General features: G+C 62.1%; 24 protein-coding genes. 13 read left to right on the forward strand and 11 right to left on the reverse strand.

Annotation, left to right across the window (positions count from 1 at the left end; genetic code table 11):
• Position 1: 1 nt before the first annotated feature.
• From ACXYMO_RS15910 to ACXYMO_RS15920, 3 genes are all read right to left on the reverse strand, one after another.
• Positions 2–1270, reverse strand: coding sequence for an ABC transporter permease (locus tag ACXYMO_RS15910; protein WP_458879713.1), 1269 nt, complete (start codon positions 1268–1270; stop codon positions 2–4).
• Complete coding sequence (locus tag ACXYMO_RS15915) at positions 1267–2073, reverse strand: taurine ABC transporter ATP-binding protein (protein WP_458879714.1); 807 nt, start codon at positions 2071–2073, stop codon at positions 1267–1269. Before ACXYMO_RS15915 ends, ACXYMO_RS15910 begins: the two co-directional genes overlap by 4 nt.
• Before the next feature lie 83 nt (positions 2074–2156).
• Positions 2157–3167 carry a taurine ABC transporter substrate-binding protein gene (locus tag ACXYMO_RS15920; protein WP_458879715.1) on the reverse strand — a complete coding sequence of 337 codons (1011 nt, stop codon included), beginning with the start codon at positions 3165–3167 and terminating at the stop codon, positions 2157–2159.
• Positions 3168–3548: 381 nt separating this feature from the next.
• Between ACXYMO_RS15920 and ACXYMO_RS15925 the strand changes: the two genes are divergently transcribed.
• A complete protein-coding gene (locus ACXYMO_RS15925) occupies positions 3549–4940 on the forward strand; it encodes an aminotransferase family protein (RefSeq protein ID WP_458879716.1) in 1392 nt (463 codons plus the stop codon).
• A 38-nt stretch (positions 4941–4978) separates the two neighbouring features.
• Here the strand turns inward: ACXYMO_RS15925 and ACXYMO_RS15930 are convergent, their stop codons facing one another.
• Together ACXYMO_RS15930 and ACXYMO_RS15935 are read right to left on the reverse strand one after the other, a co-directional pair.
• On the reverse strand, positions 4979–6007 hold the full coding sequence (locus ACXYMO_RS15930) for a permease (RefSeq protein WP_458879717.1): 1029 nt from the start codon (positions 6005–6007) through the stop codon (positions 4979–4981).
• Positions 6000–6308, reverse strand: coding sequence for an ArsR/SmtB family transcription factor (locus tag ACXYMO_RS15935; protein ID WP_458879718.1), 309 nt, complete (start codon positions 6306–6308; stop codon positions 6000–6002). Before ACXYMO_RS15935 ends, ACXYMO_RS15930 begins: the two co-directional genes overlap by 8 nt.
• Positions 6309–6442: 134 nt before the next feature.
• On the opposite strand from ACXYMO_RS15935, the gene pdxR reads away from it, so the two are divergent.
• Together pdxR and xsc are read left to right on the forward strand one after the other, a co-directional pair.
• Positions 6443–7900, forward strand: a complete 1458-nt coding sequence (pdxR, locus tag ACXYMO_RS15940) for a MocR-like pyridoxine biosynthesis transcription factor PdxR (RefSeq protein WP_458879719.1) — start codon at positions 6443–6445, stop codon at positions 7898–7900.
• 119 nt (positions 7901–8019) lie between these two features.
• Positions 8020–9795 carry a sulfoacetaldehyde acetyltransferase gene (gene xsc / locus ACXYMO_RS15945; protein ID WP_458879720.1) on the forward strand — a complete coding sequence of 592 codons (1776 nt, stop codon included), beginning with the start codon at positions 8020–8022 and terminating at the stop codon, positions 9793–9795.
• Positions 9796–9801: 6 nt separating this feature from the next.
• On the opposite strand, the gene ACXYMO_RS15950 is transcribed toward xsc, so the two are convergent.
• On the reverse strand, positions 9802–10653 hold the full coding sequence (locus ACXYMO_RS15950) for a phosphate acyltransferase (RefSeq protein ID WP_458879721.1): 852 nt from the start codon (positions 10651–10653) through the stop codon (positions 9802–9804).
• 35 nt (positions 10654–10688) lie between these two features.
• Between ACXYMO_RS15950 and ACXYMO_RS15955 the strand changes: the two genes are divergently transcribed.
• The 7 genes from ACXYMO_RS15955 to ACXYMO_RS15985 all read left to right on the forward strand — a co-directional run bounded on the left by ACXYMO_RS15955 (position 10689) and on the right by ACXYMO_RS15985 (position 18027).
• Positions 10689–11822: a citrate/2-methylcitrate synthase gene (locus tag ACXYMO_RS15955; protein WP_458879722.1), complete on the forward strand. Its 1134-nt coding sequence runs from the start codon at positions 10689–10691 to the stop codon at positions 11820–11822.
• A 122-nt stretch (positions 11823–11944) separates the two neighbouring features.
• Entirely contained in the window at positions 11945–14761 is a 2817-nt protein-coding gene (locus tag ACXYMO_RS15960) for a molybdopterin oxidoreductase family protein (protein ID WP_458879723.1), read from the forward strand.
• Between the two features lie 85 nt (positions 14762–14846).
• Positions 14847–15584 carry a 4Fe-4S dicluster domain-containing protein gene (locus tag ACXYMO_RS15965; RefSeq protein WP_458879724.1) on the forward strand — a complete coding sequence of 246 codons (738 nt, stop codon included), beginning with the start codon at positions 14847–14849 and terminating at the stop codon, positions 15582–15584.
• A 1-nt stretch (position 15585) separates the two neighbouring features.
• The gene (locus tag ACXYMO_RS15970; RefSeq protein ID WP_458879725.1) at positions 15586–16458 is read left to right on the forward strand and encodes a dimethyl sulfoxide reductase anchor subunit family protein; all 873 of its coding nucleotides are present in this window, start codon (positions 15586–15588) and stop codon (positions 16456–16458) included.
• Between the two features lie 163 nt (positions 16459–16621).
• A complete protein-coding gene (locus tag ACXYMO_RS15975; protein WP_458879726.1) occupies positions 16622–16873 on the forward strand; it encodes a PepSY domain-containing protein in 252 nt (83 codons plus the stop codon).
• Positions 16874–16935: 62 nt separating this feature from the next.
• The gene (locus tag ACXYMO_RS15980; RefSeq protein ID WP_458879727.1) at positions 16936–17460 is read left to right on the forward strand and encodes a cytochrome b/b6 domain-containing protein; all 525 of its coding nucleotides are present in this window, start codon (positions 16936–16938) and stop codon (positions 17458–17460) included.
• A gap of 39 nt (positions 17461–17499) precedes the next feature.
• Positions 17500–18027, forward strand: a complete 528-nt coding sequence (locus ACXYMO_RS15985) for a helix-turn-helix transcriptional regulator (RefSeq protein WP_458879728.1) — start codon at positions 17500–17502, stop codon at positions 18025–18027.
• Positions 18028–18150: 123 nt separating this feature from the next.
• On the opposite strand, the gene ACXYMO_RS15990 is transcribed toward ACXYMO_RS15985, so the two are convergent.
• Positions 18151–19593: a hypothetical protein gene (locus ACXYMO_RS15990; RefSeq protein WP_458879729.1), complete on the reverse strand. Its 1443-nt coding sequence runs from the start codon at positions 19591–19593 to the stop codon at positions 18151–18153.
• Positions 19594–19896: 303 nt separating this feature from the next.
• A complete protein-coding gene (gene dapA / locus ACXYMO_RS15995) occupies positions 19897–20772 on the reverse strand; it encodes a 4-hydroxy-tetrahydrodipicolinate synthase (protein ID WP_458879730.1) in 876 nt (291 codons plus the stop codon).
• Positions 20773–20913: 141 nt separating this feature from the next.
• Here dapA and ACXYMO_RS16000 point away from each other — a divergent pair, with 141 nt between their 5' ends.
• The gene (locus tag ACXYMO_RS16000) at positions 20914–22884 is read left to right on the forward strand and encodes a lytic transglycosylase domain-containing protein (protein ID WP_458879731.1); all 1971 of its coding nucleotides are present in this window, start codon (positions 20914–20916) and stop codon (positions 22882–22884) included.
• On the opposite strand, the gene ACXYMO_RS16005 is transcribed toward ACXYMO_RS16000, so the two are convergent.
• Positions 22858–23730, reverse strand: coding sequence for a DMT family transporter (locus ACXYMO_RS16005; RefSeq protein ID WP_458879732.1), 873 nt, complete (start codon positions 23728–23730; stop codon positions 22858–22860). The two genes, ACXYMO_RS16000 and ACXYMO_RS16005, sit on opposite strands and share 27 nt — an antisense overlap.
• Positions 23727–24398: a tRNA (5-methylaminomethyl-2-thiouridine)(34)-methyltransferase MnmD gene (gene mnmD, locus ACXYMO_RS16010; RefSeq protein WP_458879733.1), complete on the reverse strand. Its 672-nt coding sequence runs from the start codon at positions 24396–24398 to the stop codon at positions 23727–23729. The genes ACXYMO_RS16005 and mnmD overlap by 4 nt, the downstream gene beginning before the upstream one ends.
• Before the next feature lie 63 nt (positions 24399–24461).
• On the opposite strand from mnmD, the gene ACXYMO_RS16015 reads away from it, so the two are divergent.
• Positions 24462–25496 (forward strand): NAD(P)/FAD-dependent oxidoreductase, encoded by a 1035-nt coding sequence (locus ACXYMO_RS16015; protein WP_458879842.1) that lies wholly within the window; start codon positions 24462–24464, stop codon positions 25494–25496.
• On the opposite strand, the gene ACXYMO_RS16020 is transcribed toward ACXYMO_RS16015, so the two are convergent.
• Positions 25488–26303: an HTD2 family dehydratase gene (locus ACXYMO_RS16020; protein ID WP_458879734.1), complete on the reverse strand. Its 816-nt coding sequence runs from the start codon at positions 26301–26303 to the stop codon at positions 25488–25490. The genes ACXYMO_RS16015 and ACXYMO_RS16020 overlap by 9 nt on opposite strands.
• A 41-nt stretch (positions 26304–26344) precedes the next feature.
• On the opposite strand from ACXYMO_RS16020, the gene ACXYMO_RS16025 reads away from it, so the two are divergent.
• On the forward strand, positions 26345–26743 hold the full coding sequence (locus ACXYMO_RS16025; protein ID WP_458879735.1) for a VOC family protein: 399 nt from the start codon (positions 26345–26347) through the stop codon (positions 26741–26743).
• Positions 26744–26746: the final 3 nt, after the last annotated feature.

Here is a 26746-nt window from a genome sequence, read left to right on the forward strand (position 1 = left end):
CTTACCCCTTGCCTTTCCACGGCACCAGCAAACGCTCGGCCCAGCGCATCAGCATGTCGATGCCAAACCCGATGATGCCGATCAGGATGATCCCCATGATCACGATATCGGTGTTCTGAAATTTCGACGCCACCATGATCATCATGCCGGCCCCTTTTTCAGCGGCAACCAGTTCCGCCGCAACGACAGTGCCCCAGCAAACGCCCATGGCGACCCGCGCCCCGGTGAAGATTTCCGGCAGGCTGTTGGGCACGATCACATGGCGCATGATCTGCGCCTTGCTTGCACCCAGCGAATAGGCCGCGTGCACCTTTGATATATTGACCCCCGACACGCCCGATCGCGCCGCGATCGCCATGATCCAGAGGGCCGCAAGAAACAGGAGGATGATCTTGCCGACCTCCCCGATACCGGCCCAGATGATGACCAGCGGGATCAGCGCCAGCGGCGGCACCGGGCGCATGAATTCGACAATCGGATCGAACCAGCCGCGGAACCAGTTGCTCAGCCCCATGGCATAGCCCAGCGGAATGCCGACCAACGCACCAAAGAAAAACCCGACCACAACGCGAAACAGGGAATATCCCAGGTGCTCCCACAGGGTGCTGCCCCGGAACCCCTGGCCTGCAATCTCGCCCACCCGTTTCACCACCGCCTCGGGCGAGGGGAGCCAGATCGGCTCCATCTGCCAGCCCTTGGCCGGTTCGAAATTCAACGTGCCTTTCGGGCTCATCCCCACGCGGCCGAACTCGGTGATCACTTCGCCACCGGGGGCGAGATCCTGACCGTTCACTTGGGTGATTTCTGCCCCGTCGTCGCGGCCGAAGTCGTCATTCCTGTCCACGCGGATCAACCCGCTGCGCCAGACGCCGACCTTGGCAGCGTCATTCTTGGCCCACCCGTCGCCCGGATCGACCTGGGGCAGGTCCACCTCCTGATCGATCGGATGCACCAGCACCGTGACCGTCGCCGTGTCGCTTTGACCATCCGGTGTCTCGGCCGTGTATTCGAATGTTGCCAGCCCTTCGAACGGGCCGGGCGCATGCAGGAATTTGGGCAGCAAGGCCGACCCGGTGAACATGCCCCACAGCAAGAACAGCGTCAGGATCGAAATGACCGAGGCCATCCGGTTCGGCTGCACCGCGCTTTCGTCGCCGAATGTGACCGTTTTCAGCGAGGTGAAATCATGCCGCTGCGCGCGTTTGCTGATCTGCCCGACAACAACGAAGGCGACGACAAAAATGGCCGCGTAAATCAAGAAAGGGATCATGCGCTTGCCTCCGTGCGGCCCATGATCTCTTCTTCCATGTCCCAGATCATCGCCAGAATTTCCTCACGCCGCTCGGCGAATTCGGGGTGTTTCTTGACGTCGCGCAGATCCGCGCCAACGCCCATTTCGGCAAACGGCAGACGATATTCGCGATGAATGCGCCCCGGGCGCGGGGCCATCACCAGCAAACGTTCGCCCAGCAACAGCGCCTCTTCGACCGAATGGGTGATCAGGATGATGGTCTTGCCGGTTTCCTTCCACAGTTTCAGAACCAGCGACTGCATCTTTTCGCGGGTCAGCGCATCCAGCGCACCCAGCGGTTCATCCATCAGGATGACATCGGGGTCATTGGCCAGACAGCGGGCCAGCGCCACGCGCTGTTGCATCCCGCCGGACAATTCATATACGGCCTTGTCCTTGAAATCCTGCAGGCCCACCACCTCAAGCAGGTGATCGACGACCTGCGCCTTTTCCGCCTTGGCCATGCCCTTCATCGACGGGCCGAACCCGACGTTTTCGCGCACGTTCATCCATTCGAACAACGCGCCCTGCTGAAACACCATGCCCCGTTCGGCATCCGGGCCGGTCACCTCATGCCCGTTCAGAACGATCCGGCCCTCGGTCGGGGCCAGAAATCCGGCCACGATATTCAAAAGCGTGGTCTTGCCACAGCCTGACGGGCCCAGAACGCTGAGCAATTCGCCCGCTTTCAGATCAAGCGAAACGTCCTTCAATGCCTGCACCGCGCCGCCGTTAGGCAGATCGAACCGCATCGAGATATTTTCTATGGAAAGCCCGGACATATCCCACCTGTTGTCTGGGCGGATGGCATCCGCCTCTTGCGTTCTTGCCCCCGGCCCGCAGAGCTGCGGACCGGGGAAATCACTTACATGCCGGCCGCCGCCTGAAGCGGACCGGTATTGACGGCGCTGTCATAGGAATCCTTGGCCGCGTCGATGCTGCCGGCGTCGACGAACACATCCGCCACGCCTTTCATGAATTCCTGGCTGCCGCCGCCCAGCCATTTGGCCGAAAGCTGCTCTTCGACACTGGGGAACACGAATGTCGCCATGGTGGATTCAGTCGCTTCCGCATCCATACCGGCGTCTTTCGCGATCACGGGCAGCATCTCTGCCGTGTTCTCGCCGCTGTTCCACATCGCGTTGGCATCTGCGGTCACTTTCAGGAACTTGGCCAGCAATTCGCTTTCTTCGGCGACAAACCCGGCCGGGGCGCTGGTCACGTCAAAGACCAGGATGCCCAGTTCTTCCTTTTCGGCGCCGGTCAGCAGGACGTTGCCGTGTTCCTTCATCCGGCGCAGCGCGCCGCCCCAGCCACAGGCCATGTCGACACTGCCTTGTGCAAGGGCCGCGGCCCCTTCGGCAGGGGCCATATCGACGACCGTCAGACCGCCCACATCAATGCCGAAATGGCTCATCTGTTTCAGGAAGCCATAATGCGCGGCGGTACCCAGCGGCACGGCAACCTTCTTGCCAGCCAGTTCGCCGGCGCTGTCCTTGTCGATCTCAAGACTGCTGGAGACAACACAGTTATCATTGTCGGAATAGGATACGGCCACATCCACGATCTGAATGTCCTGCCCGGCACTGTTGGCCACAACGAAGGGCGGTACACCCTGACTGACACTGATCTGTACGTCCCCCGACGCCATGGCCGCGCTCATCGCGGTGCCGGTATCAAAGCTGACCCAGTTGACCTTGACGCCCATTTCTTCGTCATAGGTGCCATTCACCTTGGCGTATTGAAACGGCATCGGCCATTCCAGGAAATAGCCAACGGTGACTTCGCCACCATGCCCCGCGGCCAGCGCGGGCATTGCCGCCACGCTCATGGCGGCCCCGGCAACGGCGCCCATCAATTTGAATTTTGTCTGCATAGTTGTCTCCCTGAATGGTCCGCTTGTGCGGCGCTTTCGTTCTGACTCGCGTACGGTGCACCGTCTCCGGCTCCGCACGTCTGACCTGATCCGAAACGAAATCCCCTTGGCGATCAATGTTTTTTCTGGAGTCCAGGGACATTTCCTTTCGCCGTGAGACGCGCTGCAAGATGCGCCGAAAGGGTTAAATCATCCTGTTTTCATTAGCTTAGTGAAATTCAGATACCACTGCTCCCGCTGTTTCTCTTGTTTTTGGACTTAGTGCTGCACAGCAACTGGCCCTATATTCTGCCGTGTTTTCGCGCTGTTGTTTTTTGATCAAACACAGGCCCCGCCGTGGCGCGCGGCCTGCGTTCTTCTCCAAATTCGAAAGGGCCCGGCATGGAAGGCATGTTCAGTGACAACGATATTTCTCATGTGGTCGAGGCCGACAAGGCGCATGTCTGGCACCACCTGAGCCAACACAAACCCTATGAAACCAGCGACCCGCGCATCATCGTCGAAGGACGTGGCATGCGGGTGTGGGACCAGTATGGCAAGGAACATCTGGATGCCGTGTCAGGCGGCGTCTGGACAGTCAATGTCGGTTATGGCCGCGAAAGCATTGCCAACGCGGTGCGCGACCAGTTGCTGAAGCTGAATTACTTTGCCGGGTCTGCCGGATCGATTCCCGGGGCGTTGTTCGCGGAAAAGCTGATCTCGAAAATGCCGGGCCTGTCACGCGTCTATTTCCTGAACACCGGGTCCGAGGCAAATGAGAAAGCGTTCAAGATGGTGCGCCAGATCGCGCACAAGAAATACGGCGGTAAAAAGAACAAGATCCTGTATCGCGACCGCGATTACCACGGCACGACGATCACCTGTCTGAGTGCGGGCGGCCAGGACGAACGCAACGTGCAATACGGCCCCTTCACCCCCGGTTTTGTCCGCGTTCCCCATTGTCTGGAATATCGCCGCCACGAACAGGATGGCGCGCCGGTCGAGAATTACGGTGAGTGGGCCGCCGATCAGATCGAACAGACCATCCTGCGCGAAGGTCCTGACACGGTGGGCGCGCTCTGCCTTGAACCCGTTACCGCAGGCGGCGGCGTCATCACCCCGCCCGAAGGCTACTGGCAAAAGGTGCAGGAGATCTGCCGCAAGTACGATATCCTGCTGCATATCGATGAGGTCGTCTGCGGCATCGGGCGCACCGGCACCTGGTTCGGCTATCAGCAATATGGCGTTCAGCCCGACATGGTCACGATGGCCAAGGGCGTGGCCAGTGGGTATGCCGCCATTGCCTGTCTGGTCACCACCGAAGAGGTGTTCAATTACTTCAAGGACGATCCCGCCGACAAGCTGAACCATTTCCGCGATATTTCCACTTTTGGCGGCTGCACATCCGGCCCCGTGGCCGCGCTGGAAAACATGCGCATCATCGAGGATGAGAACCTGCTTGAAAACACCAATGCCATGGGCGCGCATATGATGGACAACCTGAATGCCCTGATGGACAAGCACAAGGTCATCGGCGACGTGCGTGGCAAGGGTCTGTTCTGCGGTCTTGAACTGGTCACGGATCGCGACACGAAAGAGCCGGTTTCCGAGGCCCAGATCGCCGCAGTAACCGGCGACTGCATGGCACAGGGCGTCGTGATCGGCGCGTCGAACCGGTCGGTTCCGGGCAAGAACAACTGCCTGTGTTTCTCTCCGGCCCTGATCGCAAAGGCGGACGACATCGACGAAATCACCGATGCCGTGGACAAGGCCCTGACTAAGGTATTCGGCTGACGTATCGCTGGCCCCGGCGCATCGTCCGGGGCCAGCCCTTAGACCACCAGCTGGAACAGCATCCCCGACAGGATCGCGCCCAGCACGCCCAATCCCAGATAGGCCGCAAAGACGCGCGGTTTGACCAGCGACCAGACGGCCGCCATCGCCGGGATCGAACTGACCGCCCCTGCAATCATAAAGGCCATCGCGGCGCCCGCGCTCATCCCCTGTTCCATAAGCCCGGCCAAAAGCGGCGGCGCAACGTATGAATTCAGGTAGGCGGGCATCCCAACCAGCGCGGCAATCGCGATGGACCCGACCCCGTCGCCGCCAACCACGCCCGCGATCAGGCTTGCGGGCACATATTGCACCAGCACGGCCTCAAGCACATAGGCCAGCGTCATCCATTTCAGCAGGAACACCCCGTTGCTGATGAACTCGGCGCGGAAGGTTTCGCGCCGGGCAGGCTCGGACCAGAACCGCCATTCGGGTTTGCCGTCGAGTTTCGGGCCCGAGCCGCAGCATCCGCTGCGCTGATAGACCTTCAATGGCGCGGCAAAGGCGCCCTGACGCATCAGCCCGCGCACGATCAAACCGCCAAACAGGCCCAGCGCCACCGCGGCGACCGCCTTGCCAATGGCAAAGGACCAGCCCAGCGCGCCGGCCGTGATCAACAAGGTCGGCGGGTCGATCAGCGGCGAAGATAACCAGAACGCCATGACCGCCGACAGCGGCGCGCCCAGCGCCAGCAACCCGGCAATGAACGGGATCACCTCGCAGGAGCAGAACGGGGCAAGGCCACCGAACAGGGCCGCCAGAACGATCATCCGCCCCTCGCGCCCCTGAAAGGCACGCGCCACCATGACCTCGGCGCCGGTTGCCTTGAGATAGGCCAGCAACAGAACGGCAAACAGGATGTAGGGCGCGGTTCCCCCCAGCGCACGCACAGCAAATGTCGCCACGGTGCCGAGGTTTTCCGGGTCCAAAACAGCGACGGCCAAAAGGATCGCCGCGCTCAGCGCCCAGGGGGTTTTCAGCGCGGCAAGGGACAGGCCCGCCCGCGGGGGTTGGGTCGTGTCAGCCATCGTTGACCGCCTTTCTCACTGCGTCCGCGCAGCATTCGCTCAGGATGAAGCCCGCAAGGTCACGCAAATGGGCGTAACAGGCCCGGTTGATGACCGTGCGCCCGACCTTTTGCTGCTCGACCAACCCGCCGGCGGCCAAAAACTTGAGATGATGCGCCAGGGTCGAAGGGGCGATGCCGGTGCGATCCTGAATTTCACCCACGCTCAGACCGGCCTCTCCGGCCCGTACCAGGGTTTTCAGGACCTGCAGCCGAGCCTCGGACCCCATCGCTGCAAACCCCTGTGCGGCGGTTTCCCACATCTTTCATCTCCTAAATAACTATAAACCTAGTTATTTCGATTCTTCTGATCCGTCAATAGGCCGCGCCGCCCTGAACGGCACGAGCGGACTAAGTCCAGATTGCAGCCCCTGTAAGTCCAGCCTATTGTGCTGACATGGCAATTTCGGTCGAGACCTTCTTTCTGGATCCGGACGTGCAGGGCACGTTGCAGGCGCGCATTCAACAGATGATCGCCCGGGGGATCCTGTCGGGCCGGTTCCATCACGGGGAAAAACTTCCCTCGACGCGGAAACTGGCCACGCATCTCGGGGTCAGCCGCATCACGGTCACGCTCGCCTATACCGAGCTTTTGGCTAATGATTACCTCACTTCGCGTGGACGCTCGGGGTATTACGTGTCGGAAAACGCCCCGGTTCCACCCGTTTATGACCCTTCCCCCCGGTCCGAGGATACGGTCGACTGGTCCCGTGCCATCACCCGCAGCTTTACCGAAGGCGACACCCCCGAAAAGCCGCAGGACTGGCAGACCTATCGCTATCCCTTCATCTATGGGCAGGTCGATCCGACGCTGTTTGACCACGCCAACTGGCGGCTCTGCGCGCTGCGCGCGCTGGGGCAAAAAGATTTCAATTCGCTGACGGCAGATTATTACGACCGCGATGATCCGCTTTTGGTCGAATTCATCGCCCGCCACACCCTGCCCCGGCGCGGGATCACAGCCCGGCCGGAACAAATCCTCATCACGATGGGGGCGCAGAACGCCCTGTGGCTGACGGCCCAGGTGCTGTTAAGCAAACGCCGCCGCGCCGCGATCGAAGACCCCTGTTACCACGCCCTGCGCGATCTGCTCATGCATACGCGCTGTCCGGTATCGCCCATTCGCGTGGATGCGGACGGGCTGCCGCCGGATGCCATTCCGCCCGAAACGGACGTCATATTCTGCACCCCCAGCCACCAGAGCCCGACAACCGCCACCATGCCGATGAAGCGCCGCCGGGACCTGCTTGACCGGGCGCGCGATCTGAACGCGCTGATCGTCGAGGACGACTATGAATTCGAAATGTCCTTTCTGGGCGCCCCCTATCCGGCGCTGAAATCGATCGACCGCGATGGGCGGGTGATCTACGTCGGCAGCTTCTCCAAGTCGCTCTGCCCCGGGCTGCGGCTGGGCTATCTGGTTGGGTCCGAGCCGTTCATCCGTCAGGCCCGCGCCCTGCGCGCTTCGGTGCTGCGCCACCCGCCGGGCAACATCCAGCGCACCGCCGCCTATTTTCTGTCGCTGGGCCACTATGATGCACAAATCCGGCGCATGTCGCGGGCGCTGCACGCGCGGCGCAAGACGCTGGAAACGGCCATCGCCCAACACGGCCTGACAATTGCCGGGCGCGGTGTCTATGGCGGGTCGTCGCTGTGGATGCGGGCGCCCGACGGGGTCGATACCGATGTCCTGGCCACACAGTTGCGCGCTCAATCCGTCCTGATCGAACCGGGCGCCCCGTTCTTTTCCGGGCCGGAAAAGCCGCGCGATTTCTATCGGCTGGGCTATTCCTCGATTCCGGAATCGCGCATTGAGCCGGGCATTGCCCGATTAGCTGCCGCGCTTGCGCCCTAGCTGGACCTAACCAGCCAAACAGACTGGCCCTAACCGCCCCCGGGCCAAGCGCCTAGAAACGTTCAACCAACACTCTGCGCGCCGCGCCGGGCTGTTTGTGTTTCAGGGGAGATTTCACAATGAAAATGACCACCGAAGAGGCGTTTGTAAAAACCCTGCAACGGCATGGGATCGACAACGCATTCGGCATCATCGGGTCGGCCATGATGCCCATTTCGGACCTGTTTCCCAGCGCCGGAATCACCTTTTGGGACTGTGCGCATGAAGGCAGCGCCGGGATGATGTCGGACGGGTACACCCGCGCGACCGGCAAGATGTCGATGATGATCGCCCAGAACGGCCCCGGCATCACCAATTTCGTGACCGCCGTGAAAACCGCGTACTGGAATCACACGCCCTTGTTGCTGGTCACGCCGCAGGCCGCGAACAAGACCATCGGTCAGGGCGGATTTCAGGAAGTCGAACAGATGAAACTGTTCGAGGACATGGTCGCCTACCAGGAAGAGGTGCGTGACCCATCCCGGGTGGCCGAGGTTCTGACCCGCGTGATTTCAAAGGCCAAACGCCTGTCCGGCCCGGCCCAGTTGAACATCCCGCGCGATTTCTGGACACAAGTGGTCGACATCGAAATTCCCGAGCCGATTGAGTTCGAAGTTTCGCCCGGCGGCGAAAATTCGGTCGAGGCGGCGGCCGACCTTTTGTCCGGCGCCAGGAACCCAGTCATCCTGAATGGCGCTGGTGTTGTTCTGGCCGGTGCCATCCCCGCCTCCATGGAACTGGCCGAACGGCTGAGCGCTCCGGTTTGCGTTGGCTATCAGCACAACGATGCCTTCCCCGGGTCGCACCCCCTGTTTGCCGGTCCGCTGGGCTACAACGGATCAAAGGCGGGCATGGAGCTGATCAAAGACGCAGATGTGGTTTTGTGCCTTGGCACGCGCCTGAACCCGTTCTCGACCCTGCCGGGCTATGGCATGGATTACTGGCCGACTGACGCCAAGATCATCCAGGTTGATATCAATCCCGATCGCATCGGACTGACCAAAAAGGTCACCGTCGGCATCGTCGGGGATGCCAAGAAGGTCGCCAAAGGCATTCTGGCCAATCTCAGCGACAGTGCCGGGGACGAAGGCCGCGAAGAGCGCAAGAACAAGATTGCCAAGGCCAAATCCACCTGGGCGCAGCAGCTTTCGGGTATGGACCACGAAGACGACGATCCTGGCACCACCTGGAACGAACGGGCCCGCACCGCCAAACCCGACTGGATGAGCCCCCGCATGGCCTGGCGCGCCATTCAAAGCGCCCTGCCCAAAGACGCGATCATCAGTTCGGACATCGGCAACAACTGTGCCATCGGCAATGCCTACCCGTCGTTCGAAGAAGGGCGCAAATACCTTGCGCCCGGCCTGTTTGGTCCTTGCGGCTATGGCCTGCCGGCCATCGTCGGCGCCAAGATCGGCTGCCCTGACGTGCCGGTTGTCGGGTTTGCCGGGGACGGCGCCTTTGGCATCGCCTGCAACGAACTGACGGCCATCGGGCGCAGCGAATGGCCCGCCATCACCATGATCGTCTTCCGCAACTACCAGTGGGGCGCCGAGAAACGAAACTCGACCCTGTGGTTCGACGACAACTTTGTCGGCACGGAACTGGACGAAAGCGTATCCTACGCGGGAATCGCCAGCGCCTGCGGGTTGCAAGGGGTTCAGGCCCACACGATGGAAGGGCTGACCGCCGCGCTGAACACGGCGATCACGGATCAGATGAAACATGGCCGGACCACCCTGATCGAGGCGATGATCAATCAGGAACTGGGCGAACCCTTCCGCCGCGACGCGATGAAAAAACCGGTACATGTCGCCGGGATCGACGCGGCCGACATGCGCCCGCAGAAGGTCTGAGACCACTCAGGCCAGGGCCACCGTCACGGCGGTGGCCGCCACGATATCCTCCACCCGCGCGCCCCGGCTCAGATCGCACACGGGGCGCGCGAACCCTTGCAGGAACGGGCCCAGCGCCTGCGCACCCGCCAGTTCCTGACAGAGTTTATAGGCAATGTTGCCTGCATCCAGATTGGGGAAGACCAATACATTGGCATCACCCGCGCCCATTCCCTTTTTGGCAGCGATCCCGGCATTCAGGGCCGCGTCGGCCTGTATCGGGCCGGTGAACCCCGTGGCCTCGCAGACCGAGCGCACCAGATCGACGCTGTCGCCGCTGCCGGATTGCCCGGTGGAAAAGGACAGCATCGCGACCCGTGCATCGCCCAGCAGCGCCGCGCCCGTGGCCGCCGACGCCCGCGCAATCGCCTCAAGCGTGGGCGCATCCGGACTGACGTTCACGGCACAATCGGCAAACACCATGTTGCGCCCATCCGGGAACAGCATCAGGAAAAACGACGATGGCGCGCTGACCCCCTCGGCCAGCCCGATGCCGATGGCAGCGGCCTCGATCACCCGCTTGGTCGGGCTGTCGGCCCCGGCAACCATCGCGTCCGCCTCACCACAGGCCACCATGGCCGCCGCGCGATACAGCGGTTTCTGCAACATCCGGCGCGCAATCGCCTGTTTCAGACCGCGCGTGCGCTCCAGCGCCGCGACATGCGCGTCCGAGACATCACTCAAACCGACTGGCACGCAAATCTCATCTGCGCGCAGCCGCGCAACGGCCTCGGCCACACGCGGGTCCTCCATTTCGGGGAAGACCACCCGCGCCTGTCGCGCTTTTGCCGTTTTGAACACCTGTTCCAGAATTGCCATTCCCGCCCCCAATCCTGCCCCTGAAGGAGCCTGAAATGAGCGAACCCGTCAAGATCAACCGTGGCCTGAAGGGCGTGTACTTTGAACGATCCGGCGTCAGTGACATCGACGGTTCGGAGGGTGAACTGAGCTATCGCGGCTATTCCATCCATGATCTTGCGGCCCACTCCACGTTTGAAGAGGTTTCTTACCTCCTGATCCACGGCGAATTGCCAACTGCTGCGGAACTGGCCGAATTTGACGGCCGTTTGCGCGTGGCGCGGGGCGTGCCTGATGCCATTCACGACATCATCGCCGCCTGCAAGGATGGCCACCCGATGGACGTTTTGCGCACCTCGGTATCGGCCCTTGCCGCTGTGGACCCGGTCAGCCAGAAAACCGGCGAAGACGCATTCGTGGACAATGGCATTCGCCTGATCGCGCAGGTCCCGACCCTGATCGCCGCGCACGAGGCCATTCGCAATGGTCGCACACCTGTTGCCCCTGATCCCGACCTTGGCCATGCCGCCAACTGGCTGTGGATGCTAAAGGGTGAAAAGCCCAGTATTGACGCGGCCCATCTGGCGGATGTCGATTTCATCCTGCACGCGGAACACGGCGCCAATGCATCCAGTTTTGCCGCCCGCGTCACGGTTGGAACCGAGGCAAACCTGCACGGGGCCATCGTCACCGCCCTGTCCACCCTTGCCGGCCCGGCACACGGCGGCGCGGCAGAGGACGTGATGAAAATGGTCCATGAGATCGGGACGCCCGACAACGCCGCGGCCTATGTCAAAGCCAAACGCGCCGCGCGCGAGGCCGTGACAGGGTTTGGCCACCGCGTTTACCGCGCCGAAGACCCGCGCGCACGCCATATGCGGGATGGTGTGCGCAAACTGGGCGATGAAATGGGCGCGCCCGAATGGTACGAAATTCTTCAGGCCGTGGTTGAGGCCATGAAACCTTATGCGCGCCATGGTCTGAACGTGAATGTCGATTTCTATTCAGGCGTGATTTACCAGCTGCATGGCATCCCGATGGATCTGTATGTTCCGATCTTTGCCATTGGGCGCATGCCGGGCTGGGTGATCCAGTGCATCGAACAACAGCGCGGGAATATCCTGATCCGCCCGCTGACCCTGTACAACGGACCGGACCCGCGCGCCTATGTGCCATTGGGGGACCGATGACCGATTTCCGATTGAACGGCAAAATGCACAAATTCGTTTTGCATTCCCCCTTCAAACCAGAAAATTGTCGCGAGCCTCGCGGAATGCCCCTAGGCTCGTGCGACACGATGAATAGGTAGCTCATGGCCCTGAAACAGCCCCGGTTGGACACATCGCCCAAAATCTCGGACGAGGTGCGTAAAACGACCTGTTACATGTGTGCCTGCCGGTGCGGCATCAACGTGCACATGAAGGATGGTCAGGTCGCCTATATCGAAGGCAACCGCGATCACCCGGTCAACAAGGGCGTACTCTGCGCCAAGGGCAGCGCCGGCATCATGCAGCACAACGCCCCGTCCCGCCTGCGCGCGCCCCTCAAACGTGTCGGTCCGCGCGGATCGGGAGAATTCGAAGAAATCTCATGGGATGAGGCGCTGGAGATCGCAACCGGGTGGCTGGCGCCGATCCGTGCCGAAAATCCGGAAAAGCTCGCCTTTTTTACCGGCCGTGACCAATCGCAATCCTTTACCAGCTTCTGGGCGCAGAATTTCGGCACGCCGAACTATGCCGCGCACGGCGGATTCTGCTCGGTCAACATGGCGGCGGCGGGCATCTACACGATGGGCGGCGCCTTTTGGGAATTCGGGCAGCCCGACTGGGACCACACGAAACTGTTCATGCTGTTCGGCGTGGCCGAGGATCATGACAGCAATCCGATCAAGATGGGCATCGGCAAGATCAAGGCGCGCGGCGCGCGGGTCATTGGCGTCAACCCGATCCGCACCGGATACAACGCCGTGGCCGATGACTGGGTCGGTATTACCCCGGGAACCGATGGGCTGTTCATCCTGTCGCTGATCCACACTCTGATGCAGGCGGGCAAGATCGACCTCGATTACCTCGCGCGGTTTACCAATGCGCCAGTGCTGGTGAACGGCGATGACAAATCGCCCGAGCACGGCCTGTTGATGCGGGACGAAAACGGCAAGCCGCTGGTGATCGACCGCACCACGGGCAAGCTCACGCCGTTTGACCAACCCGGCGTCCGCCCCGATCTGTCCGGATCCTACCGCCATGCGGGCGTCACCCACCGCCCCGTGTTCCACCTGATGGCGGACCGCTACCTGTCGGACGCATACGCCCCCGAAACCGTGGCGGACCGCTGTGGCATCCCCGCGTCCCGCATCCGCGCGATCGCCGCCGAACTGGCCCGCGTCGCCTTTGACGAGGCGTTCGAACTCGACATCGAATGGACAGACTTTCGCGGCGAAACGCACAAGACCATGACGGGCCGCCCGGTCAGTTTTCACGCCATGCGCGGGATCAGTGCGCATGCCAACGGGTTTCAGACCTGTCGCGCCCTGCATGTGCTGCAAATCCTGCTCGGCACGGTCGAGGTGCCCGGCGGTTTCCGGTTCAAACCGCCCTACCCCAAACCGCCCGAAGCGCACCCCAAACCCCATTGTGGCGTTCAGCCCAATACCCCGCTTGACGGTCCCCACCTCGGCTTTGTGCATGGCCCCGACGATCTCGCGCTCAAACCCGATGGCAGCCCCGCGCGCATCGACAAGGCCTTTACATGGGAAAACCCCATGTCCGCGCACGGGTTGATGCATATGGTCATTTCCAACGCCCACGCGGGGGACCCTTACAAGATCGACACCCTGTTCATGTACATGGCCAACATGTCGTGGAATTCCTCCATGAACACCTCGGGCGTGATCGACATGCTGACCGACCGGGATGAAAACGGCGACTACGTTATCCCGCACATCATCTATTCCGATGCCTATTCATCGGAAATGGTCGCCTATGCCGACCTGATCCTGCCCGATACCACCTATCTGGAGCGGCACGACTGCATCTCGCTGCTGGATCGTCCCATCTGCGAGGCCGACGCCGCCGCCGACGCCATCCGCTGGCCCGTGGTCGATCCCGACCGCGACGTGCGCGGGTTCCAGACGGTGCTGGTCCAACTGGCCAACAAAATGAAGCTGCCCGGTTTCACGCAGGACGACGGCAGCGCGAAATACACCGATTATGCCGACTATATCGTGAACCACGAACGCAAGCCCGGCATCGGCCCGCTGGCCGGATGGCGGGGTGGCGCAAAGGGCTCCGGCACGGGTCGCGGCGCGCCCAACCCGGACCAGCTTGACCGCTATATCGAAAATGGTGGGTTCTGGGTCGGGCATATCCCGCAAGAGGCAAGTTACTACAAACCCTGGAACGCGGCCTACCAGGACTGGGCTGTCAACCTCGGCCTTTTCGATAGCCCGCAGCCCTACCTGTTCAACCTCTACAGCGAACCCATGCGCCGGTTCCAGCTGGCCGCCGAAGGTCACGGCACCCGCCAGCCCCCCGATCACCTGCGCGACCAGATCAAACAACGCATGGACCCGCTGCCGCTCTGGTATGACACGACCACAGCCCCCGGCGACTACCCTGTCCACGCCCTGACTCAGCGGCCCATGGCCATGTACCACTCATGGGGCAGCCAGAACGCCTGGCTGCGCCAAATCCACGGGATGAATCCGCTTTACGTGCCGACAAAACTCATGCGCGCTCATGACCTGTCCGATGGCGACTGGGCGCGTGTCACATCGCCCCACGGCGCCATCACCGTTCCGGTCATGGAAATGGCCGCGCTCAACGAAAACACCGTCTGGACATGGAACGCCATCGGCAAACGCAAAGGCGCATGGGAGCTTGAACCGGACGCCCCCGAGGCAACCAGAGGCTTCCTTCTCAATCACCTGATCCACGAACTCCTCCCACCCAAGGGCGACGGGTTGCGCTGGTCCAATTCCGACCCCATCACGGGTCAGGCCGCGTGGTTCGACCTCAAGGTCAAAATCGAAAAAACCACTGCCCCAAAGGAAAGCCAACCTTCCCTGCCGCCGATCTCCTCCCCGATCGGATCCGGCCTCGACGCGTTGACCTGGCAGGTGAAAAAATGACCTCCCCCTTCATCTTGCCCAATAAACTCCGGGGTCCGGGGCAGAGCCCCGGCTCCGCCCTCACCATTCGCGCAGGAGGGGCCGCATGACCCAGCTTCCCGACCAAACCGAAAGACAACTCGGCCTGGTGATCGATCTCGACACCTGCGTTGGTTGTCATGCCTGCGTCATTTCCTGCAAGGGCTGGAACACCGAAAACTATGGCGCGCCCCTGTCCGATCAGGACCCCTACGGCGCCTCCCCATCGGGCACCTTCCTCAACCGTGTGCACAGTTATGAGGTCCAGCCTGATCAGGGCGCGGCGCAGCTTGTGCATTTTCCCAAATCCTGCCTGCACTGCACCGACGCGCCCTGCGTCACCGTCTGCCCCACCGGGGCCAGCTATAAACGGGTCGAGGACGGCATCGTTCTGGTCAACGAAAGCGACTGCATCGGATGTGGCCTGTGCGCCTGGGCCTGCCCTTACGGCGCGCGCGAACTCGACGCCGCCGAAGGCGTGATGAAGAAATGCACCCTCTGCGTCGATCGCATCTATAACGAAAACCTGCCCGAAGAAGACCGCGAACCCGCCTGCGTGCGCACCTGTCCGGCCGGGGCGCGCCATTTTGGCGATTTTGCCGATCCCGAAAGCAACGTCTCAAAACTCACCGCCGACCGCGGCGGCATGGACCTGATGCCGGAACAGGGCACCAAGCCGGTCAACAAATACCTGCCGCCCCGCCCCAAGGACCAGATCGACGTGCTGGCGCCCCTGCTGGCCCCCGTCGCGCAAGAGCCGACGGGCTTTCTCGGCTGGCTCGACAAGGCGCTGGAGAAACTCTGACATGCACCCCGCCCCGTCCGTCATTCTGTTCACCACCCTGTCCGGGCTCGGCTTTGGCCTGCTGTTCTGGCTTGGCTTCGGCTTTCCCGGATCAACCGGCATGGTGGCCTTTGTCTTTTTCTCGATCGCCTATCTTCTGGCGGTCGGCGGGTTACTGGCCTCGACCTTTCACCTCGGCCACCCGGAACGCGCGCTCAAGGCGTTCAGCCAGTGGCAGACCAGCTGGCTCAGCCGTGAGGCGTGGATTTCCGTGACGGCCCTGATCCTGATGGCGGTCTATGGCGCGGGGCTGGTGTTTTTCGACATCCGCCTGACCCTTCTGGGCTGGCTCGGTGGGCTGGCCAGCCTGGCAACGGTTTTCGCGACCTCGATGATCTATGCCCAACTCAAGACCATACCGCGCTGGAACATGCCCCTGACCCCGGTTCTGTTCCTTAGCCTTGCCCTTGCAGGGGGCGCTCTCATGGCGGGCCAGACCGATATTGCGATCTGGCTTTTGGCGGCAGCCGGGATTGTGCAACTGGCCTACTGGATGGTCGGTGACGGTGCCCTTGCGCGGTCCGGCACCACGCTGGCCAGCGCCACAGGTCTGGGCGGACGCGGCGCCGTGCGCGCCTTTGAACCGCCACATACCGGCACCAATTACCTGCTGCGCGAAATGGTCCACGTCGTCGGGCGCAAACACGCTGCCAAACTGCGCGTCATCGCCCTGGTGCTGATGTCGATTCTGCCCGTGCTGTGCCTTCTGATCCCGTTCAGCCACGTCATGGCCGCGCTCGCCGTGCTCAGCCATCTGGTCGGCGTGTTGGTGTCACGCTGGCTGTTTTTCGCTAAGGCCGAACATGTGGTCGGGCTCTATTACGGCCAGCGATAGGCCGTTTTCATAAACCCGGGTTATATTTCCCTCAACGAACGTTCTATCGGGTGCCATTGCAACTGGCGGCCAATACTCTGGCACGGCTCCAACGGCCATGTCCGGTTGGCGCAGGGATGCACTCAACCGCCCTGCCGGACCCCAAAATCTACAGGAGCCTACCATGTTCAAGAAAATCATCGCGCCCGCCCTTCTGGCCGCCACAGTCGCCACCGCAGTCTTTGCCGCTGAGCCGGTTGAACTGAACGACGCGAACACCGCCAAGATCCGTGAAATGCTGACCGAACAGGGATACGAAGTCGGCAAGATCAAGATCGAAGACGGCATGTACGAGGCCTATGCCCGCAAGGACGGCAAGAAATACGAAGTCTTCCTTGATGGCGACTTTGCCGTCATCCGGACCGAAGAAGACTGAGACCAAACCCCGGTTAGGGCGGCCCACCAGGCCGCCCGCCGGCGAGACCGAGGAGAAAGACCATGCAGCGCATTCAAGTCTGGGACCCCGCGGTCCGACTATTCCACTGGTCGCTCGTGGTGGCCTTTGCCGCCAATGCCCTGGTGATCGACGATGACAGCAAACTGCACGAATGGGTCGGCTATTTCGTTGTCGCTCTGGTTCTGTTCCGCATCCTCTGGGGGTTCATGGGCACCCAATACGCCCGTTTCTCCAGTTTTCCGCCCAGTGCAACAGGTGCGATGGGGCAGGTCAGCGAAATCGCCGCCGGACGGAAACACATCCACATCGGCCACACCCCGCTTGGCGCGTTGATGATCTATAACCTTCTGCTGTCGCTTCTGGTCGTGGGGCTGTCCGGTCACCTGATGACCACCGACATGTTTTGGGGCGTGGAATGGCCCGAAGAGGTGCACGAGGTCTCTGTCACCTGGACCGAGATCAGCGTCGTGTTGCACATCCTTGCCGTGATCTTCGAAAGCAAGCGCACCGGCGTCAACCTGCCCAGCGCTATGGTCAAGGGTTACAAGGACCTCCCCGAGCGGTAAAATGCCTGTATGGGATTGAAGATCAAACCAGAATCGCGGATGCCCGCAGGTATCCTCCTGCTGATTACGATACAGGTCATCTGTACCGTGTTCTTCACCAGCGATGTCATCACCGATTACCGCGAACAGGGTCCCTCCGCAGGCTTCCCGCTGCACTTGAGTATCGAGGCGCTCGCCACGCTCAGCCTTGTCGCTGCGATCGCGTTCGAAACCTACCATCTGGTGAAACTGCTACGCCGCAAAGCCCATCTGGAAAACAGCCTGCAACTGGCCAGCGCCGCGGTCCATGACGTGATCAACGCCCATTTCGAGAACTGGCAACTGTCGCCGTCGGAAACGGATGTTGCCAACTTTCTGGTCAAGGGGCTTGAGATCGCAGAAATCGCGCGGGTGCGCGGCTGTGCCGAGGGCACGGTCAAGGCGCACCTGAATGCGATCTACCGCAAATCCGGCACCCACAGCCGGGGCGAATTACTGAGTGTTCTGATCGATGGGTTGCTAGTCAATCGCGCGAACGATACGCCTTCGACGAAAAATGACGGTGCCGCCCCGGCCCTCGTCGGCTAAGCCAAACCCGGCGCTTGCCGAACGGGTTCGGCGGCGGGGCCACGGCCAGTTTCATCACGACCGTGACCGCAAGATAGCCCGCCGGCGCAAAGCTGACGCGCCTGCACCCAGGAACAGCCAGGGTTATTTGGGGAAGAGATCCGCCAATGGCTGCATTGCCCGGCGAAGTTCCGGATCGGCACTCTGCAAGACCCGAAAATAAGCATCGGAATTGGCCGCTAGTAATTTTGGCCCGATGTTTGTCCGCGCCAGCGCGCCGACCAAGCTGGCAAAGCTTTTGGCATCGGACCGATCCAACGCGATCTGGTCCAGGGCCAGGGGCAATATGCGCAAGCCGAGGTCATGCACCCCGGCCATCGGTTCTGCCAGGACCCACAGATTTTTCTTCTGGAAACGATCATCCGCCAGGACCTGGGCCACCAGGTCAACCATATGCGGTGGCCAGTCGCTGACGTTCGACAACAAGCTGATCCAATTGTTCAGTTCGACTTTTTCGTACGGGGTCAACACTCGGCCGGGGTCATCAAGAAGTGACTTGATGTATTGCGAATGTGCGTCGCTGGGCCGCAAATCATTGCGCGTGATGGTGACAGTGCCTTTTCGTTCGACTGAATGACCTTCTGTGGTGACGTCCTGTTTCGGTGGTTCTGCGACAGTTTTGGGCACCAGCCCCAAGTCAGCAAAGGTCGCCGGTGCGTCGATCAAGGCCATGGTCATCTCATCGTACAAAAAGATGGGAACCGGATCGAATGACGATGAGCTGAACAGGTCCTTGATCGGAACGGCCGGCATTTTCGGCTTTCTTGCGATCAGTTCGAACCGCCGCCCAAAAACCTCACCGTCTTTGTTCCGGATTTCAAGAATTCGGGTGTCCTGAAATCTTGCCGCCTGTCTGGCAAAGGGACCCTGATCATCGGGATCTATCGTTTTCAGTTCGGCAATCAATTGCGCGGGGGCTGTGGTGTTGGGCAGGATCTGAATGCAAAATTCCGCATCGGGGTTCAGGCAGGCGTCGCCCCTGCCCAGTCCAAAAGTTGTCATGTCCGCCCGGGGATTGCGCCAGGTTGGCTCGATAACCCGGACCCAATCAAGTTTCCGATCGACAAGCAGTGAACGGCACAGACGCTGACACCGTCGTTCAGCCGTAAAACCGATCAGCTCGGCGGTTGGGATGTTCTCTGCCGGTGGCGTGGTCACAGCCGCAGAGTCAAACCGTAACTTTGTTGTATTCAGTCCTGCACGAATTGCCATCGGTGCCCCAAAGGCAAGGCCAAGCAGCAAAGCTCCGGAGGCGCAGAAATACAGAATGCGCGACGTGCCGGCCTTGTGGCTGATTGCGTAAGCCGCAGGTGCCAGGACCGCGATATAGGCGAGCACCGTTGCAATGAAAGGCATCAACGCCAGCGGGGGCACGGTTGAAGCAAGAAGCATCCCGGCCTGCCCACTTGGCACGACCAGATAGAGGATCAGAGCGATGATCAGAAATACACAATATTTCCAAAAGAAAGTTTTGTCAGACCCCGCCACCTTGGTGACCAAACCCAAAATGGACAGAATTCGAAACATTATTCACCTCTTGCCCGCGTCTTTGCAGAAACCCGACATCTTCAGGATTTGGTCGACGGGTCTGATACGAGATAAATACCGCACAGGTTGCTTTGGCCTGCAAGCGTCGTCTTGTCCGGGCCGGATTTTCGCAATGGTTTCTGTTGAACGGCCGCCAAATACCAACGGTCCATGCGTTCGCTGCGTCGGCGCGCAGTCAGAACCAACGGTTCGCGACCGCAGATGCCCGAAAACGGTTGATATGTGGAAAATGTCTGCTGCCACGGATCTTCCGTGGCAGCAGATTTTTAAGAGGCCGTAAGATCAGTCGATCAAACCGGCATGACGCATCGCGGCGTCGATAGCGGCCTTGGTGCTGTCTTCCAGCCCGGTCAGGGGTGAACGCACCTCTTCCGTGCACAGGCCCAACTGGGACATGCCGTATTTGGCACCGACCAGACCCGGTTCGATAAAGATCGCCTCGTGCAGGGGCATCAGACGATCCTGATACTCCAGCGCTTTGGCATAATCCCCGGCCAGGGTCGCCGCCTGAAATTCCGCGCACAGGCGCGGCGCGACGTTGGCGGTGACCGAAATGCAACCGACGCCACCATGCGCGTTAAAGCCCAATGCCGTGGCATCCTCGCCCGACAGCTGAACGAAATCCGCGCCACAGGCCGCGCGCTGCTGGCTGACGCGCTCAAGCTTGCCGGTTGCGTCCTTGACCCCGATGATGCGGGGCAGTTTAGCCAGTTGCGCCATCGTGGCGACCGACATGTCGATCACCGAACGCGGCGGGATGTTGTAGATGACGATGGGCAGTTCACAGCAATCGTGCAGCGCGGTGTAATGCGCGATCAGCCCGCGTTGCGTGGGCTTGTTGTAATAGGGCGTGACGACCAGCGCCGCATCGGCGCCGATCTTCTTGGCGAATTGCACGAAACGGATCGCTTCGAGCGTGTTGTTCGACCCCGCCCCGGCAATCACCGGCACCCGGCCGCCTGCGGCCTTGACCACCTCTTCGACGACCAGCTCGTGTTCCTCGTGGCTCAGCGTCGGGCTTTCCCCCGTGGTGCCAACCGGGACCAGCCCGCTTGACCCTTCGCCGATGTGCCATTCAACCAGTTGTTTGAGCGCTTCCAGATCCAACTCGCCGTTGCGAAACGGTGTGACGAGGGCTGGCATTGAGCCTGAGAACATGTGCGCGCTCCTTTTTGCTTTGCGGTTGCGGCGGGCATCTGTCCGCCAATGTTGCACCTGTGGCACGAAAGTGAGTTGATCCCGCCACGGCACAGTCTATCCTCACAGGCTGTATCCTTGGTTGCTCGGGAAATGCAAGGCATGACACGACTTCTGGCGTTGGTGATCCTTATTTCAACGGCATTTTCCCTGTCCGCGGCGGCCGACGGGGCCTCGGGGCTTGCCCGCGCCATGGACCAGATGCGCAAAGGCGACTGGGACGCGGCCCTTGGCTCTGCCGGGCGGCGCGGGTCGGTCGAACGCGACCTGATCGAATGGCACCGGTTGCGCGCTGGTCGCGGTACGGCGCAAGACGTCATTGCCTTTCTGAACCGGCGACCCGACTGGCCCGGCCTTGCCTATCTGCGCCGCAAAAGCGAGCCTGCCATCGCCTCGGCCGATCCGGCCGTCACGCTGGCCTATTACCGCAAGTCGCCTCCGCAAACCGCCGAAGGTGTTCTGGACCACGCGAATGCGCTTTTGAAAACAGGGTACAAGGGCGATGCCGAGGCCGCATTGGTCCTGGCCTGGCGCACCATGCCGATGGGTCGGCAGATACAGGAGTCCTATCTGAAGGCGCATGCCAAGCTGCTCGCCCCGCACCACGCCGCCCGACTGGACCGGATGCTGTGGGATGGCCACAAGGATAGCGCGGGACGCATGCTGCCCCTCGTCAAAGACGGTCAGCGCGCCCTGGCCGAGGCACGTATCGCCCTACAGGACCGTACCCCGGGCGTGGATGCCAAGATCGAAGCGGTGCCCGAAACCCTGAAATCCGCAGCCGGTCTTGCATATGACCGGTTTGTCTGGCGCGACCGCAAGGGGCGCGATGCCGATGCCATCGAACTTTTGCTCGAACGTTCGACCAGTGCCGAATCGCTGGGCGAGCCTGACAAATGGGCGCGGCGCCGGACCAATATCGCACGCAGCCTGATGCGGGCGGGCGACCCCGTGCGCGCCTATCATATCGCTGCGGGTCATCACCTGAGTGACGGCTCGGCCTATGCCGAACTGGAATGGCTTGCCGGGTTCCTCGCCCTGCGCAAGCTGAACGATGCAACCACGGCCCTGCGCCATTTCCAGCGCTTTGATGCGGCTGTTGCCTCGCCCATTTCCAAGGGGCGCGCAGGCTATTGGCTGGGCCGGGCGCATGATGCGCTGAACGATGCCACATCGGCGCGCACCGCCTATGCCGAAGGGGCAAAATACCAGACCTCGTTCTACGGGTTGCTGGCGGCCGAACGCGCCGGCCTCCCTTTTGATCCGCTGCTGGTGACACCGCCTGCGGTGCCGGCCTGGCGGGACGCGGACTTCATGACCTCCAGCGTTGCACAGGCGGCGCTGCTGTTGCTGTCCGCCGATGAACCCGCACTGGCTGAACGGTTTCTGACGCATCTGGTGGAATCGCAGGATGCCATCGCCGCCGCGCAACTTGGCGAGATGGCCCTGGAATTGGATCGGCCCCACCTAGCCGTCATGATCGCCAAGCGTGCCGCGCGTCAGGCGGTCGTGTTGCATTCCGCCTATTACCCCATCCACCCCGTCGCGAAAATGGAGCTGCCCATGGCGCCGGAAATGACCCTTGCCATCGCCCGCCGCGAAAGCGAATTCGACCCCGTCGTGGTCAGCGGCGCGGGCGCGCGGGGGCTGATGCAGGTGATGCCGCGAACCGCCCGCTCCGTGGCCGAGGAAATGGGCATTCTGGGCGGGCACAATACCGACCGGCTGACCTCGGAGTGGCGCTATAACGCGCAACTGGGTGCCAACTATCTGGCCAAGCTGGCAGGCGAGTTGAACGGAAACGTGGTGATGATGGCGGCAGGTTATAACGCCGGGCCAGGCCGACCGCTGCAATGGGCCGAAAAGTTTGGCGATCCGCGCCGCGCCAAATCTGCGGGTGAAATCGACATGGTCGACTGGATCGAGCACATCCCGTTCAACGAAACCCGCAACTATGTCATGCGGGTCACCGAAAGCCTGCCGGTTTACCGGGCGCGTCTGGGCCAGGACCCGCTGCCGATCCCGTTTTCCGCGGAACTGACCGGATCAACCCTGCGTGCGTTCGCGCCATAGGGTGAACAGCCCCGCCGCCACGATGATGGCCGCCCCGATCATCACGTTCGAGCGCAGGGTTTCCCCGAACACGACCATCCCCAGCGCCGAGGCGAACACCAACTGGAAATAGGCAAAAGGCTGTACCGCGCTGGCCTCGGCCACCTCGTAACAGCGGATCAGCAACCAGTGGCCAAAGGCGCCCGTCAAACATAACAGGCCCATCCAGCGCCAATTCTCAGGTGACATCGGCTCCCAGAACCAGATGCCCACGGCGGTCATCGCGATGGCCCCCATGGTGCCGGTCCAGAAAAAGCTGGTCGCCGTGCGGTCGCGCCGCCCGGCATAGCGCGTCAGCAAACCGTAGACCGCGAACATCACTGCCGAAACGAGCGGGATGATGGCCATCGGGTTGAATACGCCCATGCCCGGCTGCAGGATGATGAGAACACCGATGAACCCGACCCCGATTGCCGTCCAGCGCCGCCAGCCGACGCTCTCGCCCAGAATGGGCCCCGACAGCGCCGCGACCATCAGCGGGTAGCAGGCAAAAACCGCGTGACTTTCCACCAGCCCAAGGATGGTGAAGCCCAGAACCGCGACACAGATTTCGGCGGCCAGCAGAACGCCCCGCGTGATCTGGATGAGCGGCTGCGCCGTGCGCGCCGCCGCGCGCACGCCCCCCGCCTTGCGCGATGCCACCACGATGACAAAGGCCGCAAAGAACCAATAGCGGATCATTACCACCATCAGCGTGTTGTATTCCCCCGCCAGATGGCGTGAGATTCCGTCCTGCAGGGCAAAGACGATGGTCGTTGCGACCATCAGGGCCACGCCCGCCGGAACGTTGTTGCTTTGCGGGGTCATGCCAGCCTTGCCCGCGTCATGTGCCGCTTGCGCCCATAGCCCGGCACGCGCTCAACCGTGAAGCCCGCCGCCTCAAGGCCGCGACGCACGAACCCGGCGGCAGTATAGGTGGCCACCGTTCCGCCCGGCGCGGTATGGCGGGCAACCTCGCCCATCAAATCCGCCCCCCACAATTCGGGGTTCTTGGCCGGGGAGAACCCATCCAAAAACCACGCATCCGCCTGCCCCTGCCAATCGGGAAGGGTGCTGCGCGCATCGCCCTCGATCAGATCGAGGGTGATCCCGTCGCCCTGAAAGTCGCGCCGCCCGCCGCGCCAGAACGTGATCAGGGATGCGGCCAGATCGGCCAGTTCCGGGAAATGGTCCAGCGCCTGCACCATGTCATCGGCCGCCATCGGGAACGCCTCGAAACTGGTGAATTGCAGCCGCCCAGGCGCCCCCGCATCCCGCCAGGCCTGCACCGTGGCCAGGAAATTCAACCCGGTGCCAAAGCCCAGCTCGGCAATCCGGACCCCATCGGCAAACCGCGCGGGCAGGTCATTGCCCGCCAGAAACACATGACGCGTTTCCGCCAGCCCGTTTTCAAGGCTGAAATAGGGGTCATCAAACTGGCGTGATACGGGCACCTTCCCATCGCGCCACTCGATCTCTGCCTGCTGGTGCTGCATTATGGATGTCTCTAAGACCGGTCTTGAACGGCGCGACACTGGCGAAAGGACGCAGAATTGGCAATGGTCGATGTCACCATCCGCGGCGCGGGCATTTTCGGCCTGTCGATTGCCTGGGCCTGCGCCCGGCGCGGCGCATCCGTGCGCGTGGTGGACCCCAACGGCCCCGGCGCCGGGGCCAGTGGCGGCATCGTCGGTGCGCTTGCCCCACATGTGCCGGAAAACTGGAAAGCGAAAAAGGCGTTCCAGTTCGACAGCCTCATCATGGCCAAACCCTTCTGGGCCGAAGTGCAGGAACAGGGCGGCGTGTCGGCTGGCTATGGCCGCACCGGACGCTTGCAGCCCATCGCCGACGATCGCGCGCTGGACCTTGCCCTGCAACGCGGCGAAACCGCCAAAACCCTGTGGCAGGGGCTGGCCGAATGGCGCGTGACCCCGGTCGGCGATCACGGGCCCTGGGCCCCGCCCAGCGCGACGGGCATGGTCATCCACGACACGCTCAGCGCGCGGATGCACCCGCGTCGCGCCTGCGCCGCGCTGGTGGCGGCACTGACGGTGCGCAGTGTCGACATCGTTGCCGAGGCCCCTGATCAGGGTCAGGTGATCTGGGCCAATGGCGTTGCAGGCCTGGAGGACATCAACGCCGCCCTGGGCAAGGCCATTGGCAACGGGGTCAAAGGTCAGGCGGCGCTTTTGCGTCACGACGCGGGCATTGTGCCCCAGCTGTTTGCCGACGCGCTGCACATCATCCCCCATGACGACGGGACCGTCGCCATCGGATCGACCAGCGAGCGCGACTATGACGACCCCACCGCGACCGATGCACAGCTCGACGACATCCTGTCCCGAGCCTGCGCCGCGCTGCCGCTGCTGCATGGGGCCGAGGTGATCGAGCGCTGGGCCGGTCTGCGCCCGCGCAGCAAAAGCCGCGCGCCGATACTGGGCGAGCACCCGCTGAACGCCGGTCAGTTCATCGCCAATGGCGGGTTCAAGATCGGCTTTGGCATGGCCCCCAAGGTGGCCGAGGTCATGGCCGGCCTTGTTCTGGACGGGCGCGATGAAATCCCGGACGATTTCCGCCCCGAAGCGTCACTCTGACGGGGTGGCGACCGCGCTCATGCACTGGCGCCCGTCCGGTCCGCGCACCCAAAACTCATCGCCCGCCCGGCACAGGGTCGCCGTTTCGAAATGCATCAGCGGGGACGAGGCCCGGAATGCAAATTCGCGCAATGGCCCCAACAGATCGGTCGCCATCAGCATCAGGTGCTGGGCCAGCAGCGGCCCATGCACGACCAGCCCGTCATAGCCTTCGACATCCCGCGCATAGTCCAGATCATAGTGGATGCGATGCCCGTTGAAGGTCAGCGCCGAGTATCGGAACAAAAGCGTCGTATCAAAGGCCACGTCGCGGCTGTCGGTTTCATCCTCGCGCGCCTTGGGCGGCACCGGGCGCGGCGCATTTGGGTCAGGGTCTTCGCGATAGACCAGATCCTGCCATTCGCTCAGGCACAGCTGCCCGTCCTGACGGATATCATGGCGCAGGGTCACAAAGGCCAGCGGCCCGCTGCGTCCGGCCTTGTGGCGGGCCTGTTCCACCACGCTTTCGCCGATGGCCTCATGCCCGGCGCGCAGGGGTCTGGTGAACCGCAAACGCCCCCCGGCCCACATGCGGCGGGGCAGACCCATGTCGGGGATCAGCCCGCCATCGCCCACGCGCGGATGCCCATCGCGGCCCAATCCGTCAGGCGGGCGCGGGGACCAGAAATAAAGCTGGTGAAAGAACGGCGGCAATTCACTGCCCGCACTGATCGCGGGCGACTGACCCATCGCCACCTGAAAGGCCGCGGCGCGGGCCGGGTCCATCACATCCCTCTGCTTTTCCATGGTGGTTTGTTCCGTTTTCATGGCAAAACCGTAAAGCTGCCAAACCCAAAGGACAATCTCCCATGGCCCCTCGTGTGTCTTCTCTGGATCACCTGGTTCTGACCGTCGCCGACATCGACGCAACGGTGGCGTTTTACACGCAGGTTCTGGGCATGACGCCCGAGGTTTTTCACCCCGCCGACGGATCAACCCGCACGGCGCTAAAGTTCGGGGCACAAAAGATCAACCTGCACCCCAAAGGCGGGGAATTCGACCCAAAGGCCGCCGCCCCGGCACCCGGCACCGCCGATCTGTGTTTTCTGACTGAAACGTCGCTGACGGACTGGCAGAGCCACCTGCGCAAACACGGGGTTCAAATTGAACAGGGTCCAATCCAGCGCACCGGCGCAACAGGGCCGATCCTGTCGCTGTACCTGCGCGATCCAGACGGCAACCTGATCGAGGTCAGCACACCGGTCTGATCG

It is taken from the genome of Arenibacterium sp. CAU 1754 (assembly GCF_054482635.1).

What these genes read in the sequence shown, in the direction of transcription:
- ACXYMO_RS15965 (WP_458879724.1), top strand. Translation starts at nt 14,847, where the DNA reads ATGACCCAGCTTCCCGACCAAACCGAAAGACAACTCGGCCTGGTGATC.
- ACXYMO_RS15950 (WP_458879721.1), bottom strand. Translation starts at nt 10,653, where the DNA reads ATGGCAATTCTGGAACAGGTGTTCAAAACGGCAAAAGCGCGACAGGCG.
- ACXYMO_RS15910 (WP_458879713.1), bottom strand. Translation starts at nt 1,270, where the DNA reads ATGATCCCTTTCTTGATTTACGCGGCCATTTTTGTCGTCGCCTTCGTT.
- ACXYMO_RS15985 (WP_458879728.1), top strand. Translation starts at nt 17,500, where the DNA reads ATGCCCGCAGGTATCCTCCTGCTGATTACGATACAGGTCATCTGTACC.
- ACXYMO_RS16025 (WP_458879735.1), top strand. Translation starts at nt 26,345, where the DNA reads ATGGCCCCTCGTGTGTCTTCTCTGGATCACCTGGTTCTGACCGTCGCC.
- ACXYMO_RS16020 (WP_458879734.1), bottom strand. Translation starts at nt 26,303, where the DNA reads ATGAAAACGGAACAAACCACCATGGAAAAGCAGAGGGATGTGATGGAC.
- ACXYMO_RS15955 (WP_458879722.1), top strand. Translation starts at nt 10,689, where the DNA reads ATGAGCGAACCCGTCAAGATCAACCGTGGCCTGAAGGGCGTGTACTTT.
- ACXYMO_RS16000 (WP_458879731.1), top strand. Translation starts at nt 20,914, where the DNA reads ATGACACGACTTCTGGCGTTGGTGATCCTTATTTCAACGGCATTTTCC.
- ACXYMO_RS15920 (WP_458879715.1), bottom strand. Translation starts at nt 3,167, where the DNA reads ATGCAGACAAAATTCAAATTGATGGGCGCCGTTGCCGGGGCCGCCATG.
- ACXYMO_RS15930 (WP_458879717.1), bottom strand. Translation starts at nt 6,007, where the DNA reads ATGGCTGACACGACCCAACCCCCGCGGGCGGGCCTGTCCCTTGCCGCG.
- ACXYMO_RS15935 (WP_458879718.1), bottom strand. Translation starts at nt 6,308, where the DNA reads ATGTGGGAAACCGCCGCACAGGGGTTTGCAGCGATGGGGTCCGAGGCT.
- dapA (WP_458879730.1), bottom strand. Translation starts at nt 20,772, where the DNA reads ATGTTCTCAGGCTCAATGCCAGCCCTCGTCACACCGTTTCGCAACGGC.
- ACXYMO_RS15925 (WP_458879716.1), top strand. Translation starts at nt 3,549, where the DNA reads ATGGAAGGCATGTTCAGTGACAACGATATTTCTCATGTGGTCGAGGCC.
- ACXYMO_RS16015 (WP_458879842.1), top strand. Translation starts at nt 24,462, where the DNA reads ATGGTCGATGTCACCATCCGCGGCGCGGGCATTTTCGGCCTGTCGATT.
- pdxR (WP_458879719.1), top strand. Translation starts at nt 6,443, where the DNA reads ATGGCAATTTCGGTCGAGACCTTCTTTCTGGATCCGGACGTGCAGGGC.
- ACXYMO_RS15975 (WP_458879726.1), top strand. Translation starts at nt 16,622, where the DNA reads ATGTTCAAGAAAATCATCGCGCCCGCCCTTCTGGCCGCCACAGTCGCC.
- ACXYMO_RS16005 (WP_458879732.1), bottom strand. Translation starts at nt 23,730, where the DNA reads ATGACCCCGCAAAGCAACAACGTTCCGGCGGGCGTGGCCCTGATGGTC.
- mnmD (WP_458879733.1), bottom strand. Translation starts at nt 24,398, where the DNA reads ATGCAGCACCAGCAGGCAGAGATCGAGTGGCGCGATGGGAAGGTGCCC.
- ACXYMO_RS15990 (WP_458879729.1), bottom strand. Translation starts at nt 19,593, where the DNA reads ATGTTTCGAATTCTGTCCATTTTGGGTTTGGTCACCAAGGTGGCGGGG.
- ACXYMO_RS15960 (WP_458879723.1), top strand. Translation starts at nt 11,945, where the DNA reads ATGGCCCTGAAACAGCCCCGGTTGGACACATCGCCCAAAATCTCGGAC.
- ACXYMO_RS15915 (WP_458879714.1), bottom strand. Translation starts at nt 2,073, where the DNA reads ATGTCCGGGCTTTCCATAGAAAATATCTCGATGCGGTTCGATCTGCCT.
- ACXYMO_RS15980 (WP_458879727.1), top strand. Translation starts at nt 16,936, where the DNA reads ATGCAGCGCATTCAAGTCTGGGACCCCGCGGTCCGACTATTCCACTGG.
- ACXYMO_RS15970 (WP_458879725.1), top strand. Translation starts at nt 15,586, where the DNA reads ATGCACCCCGCCCCGTCCGTCATTCTGTTCACCACCCTGTCCGGGCTC.
- xsc (WP_458879720.1), top strand. Translation starts at nt 8,020, where the DNA reads ATGAAAATGACCACCGAAGAGGCGTTTGTAAAAACCCTGCAACGGCAT.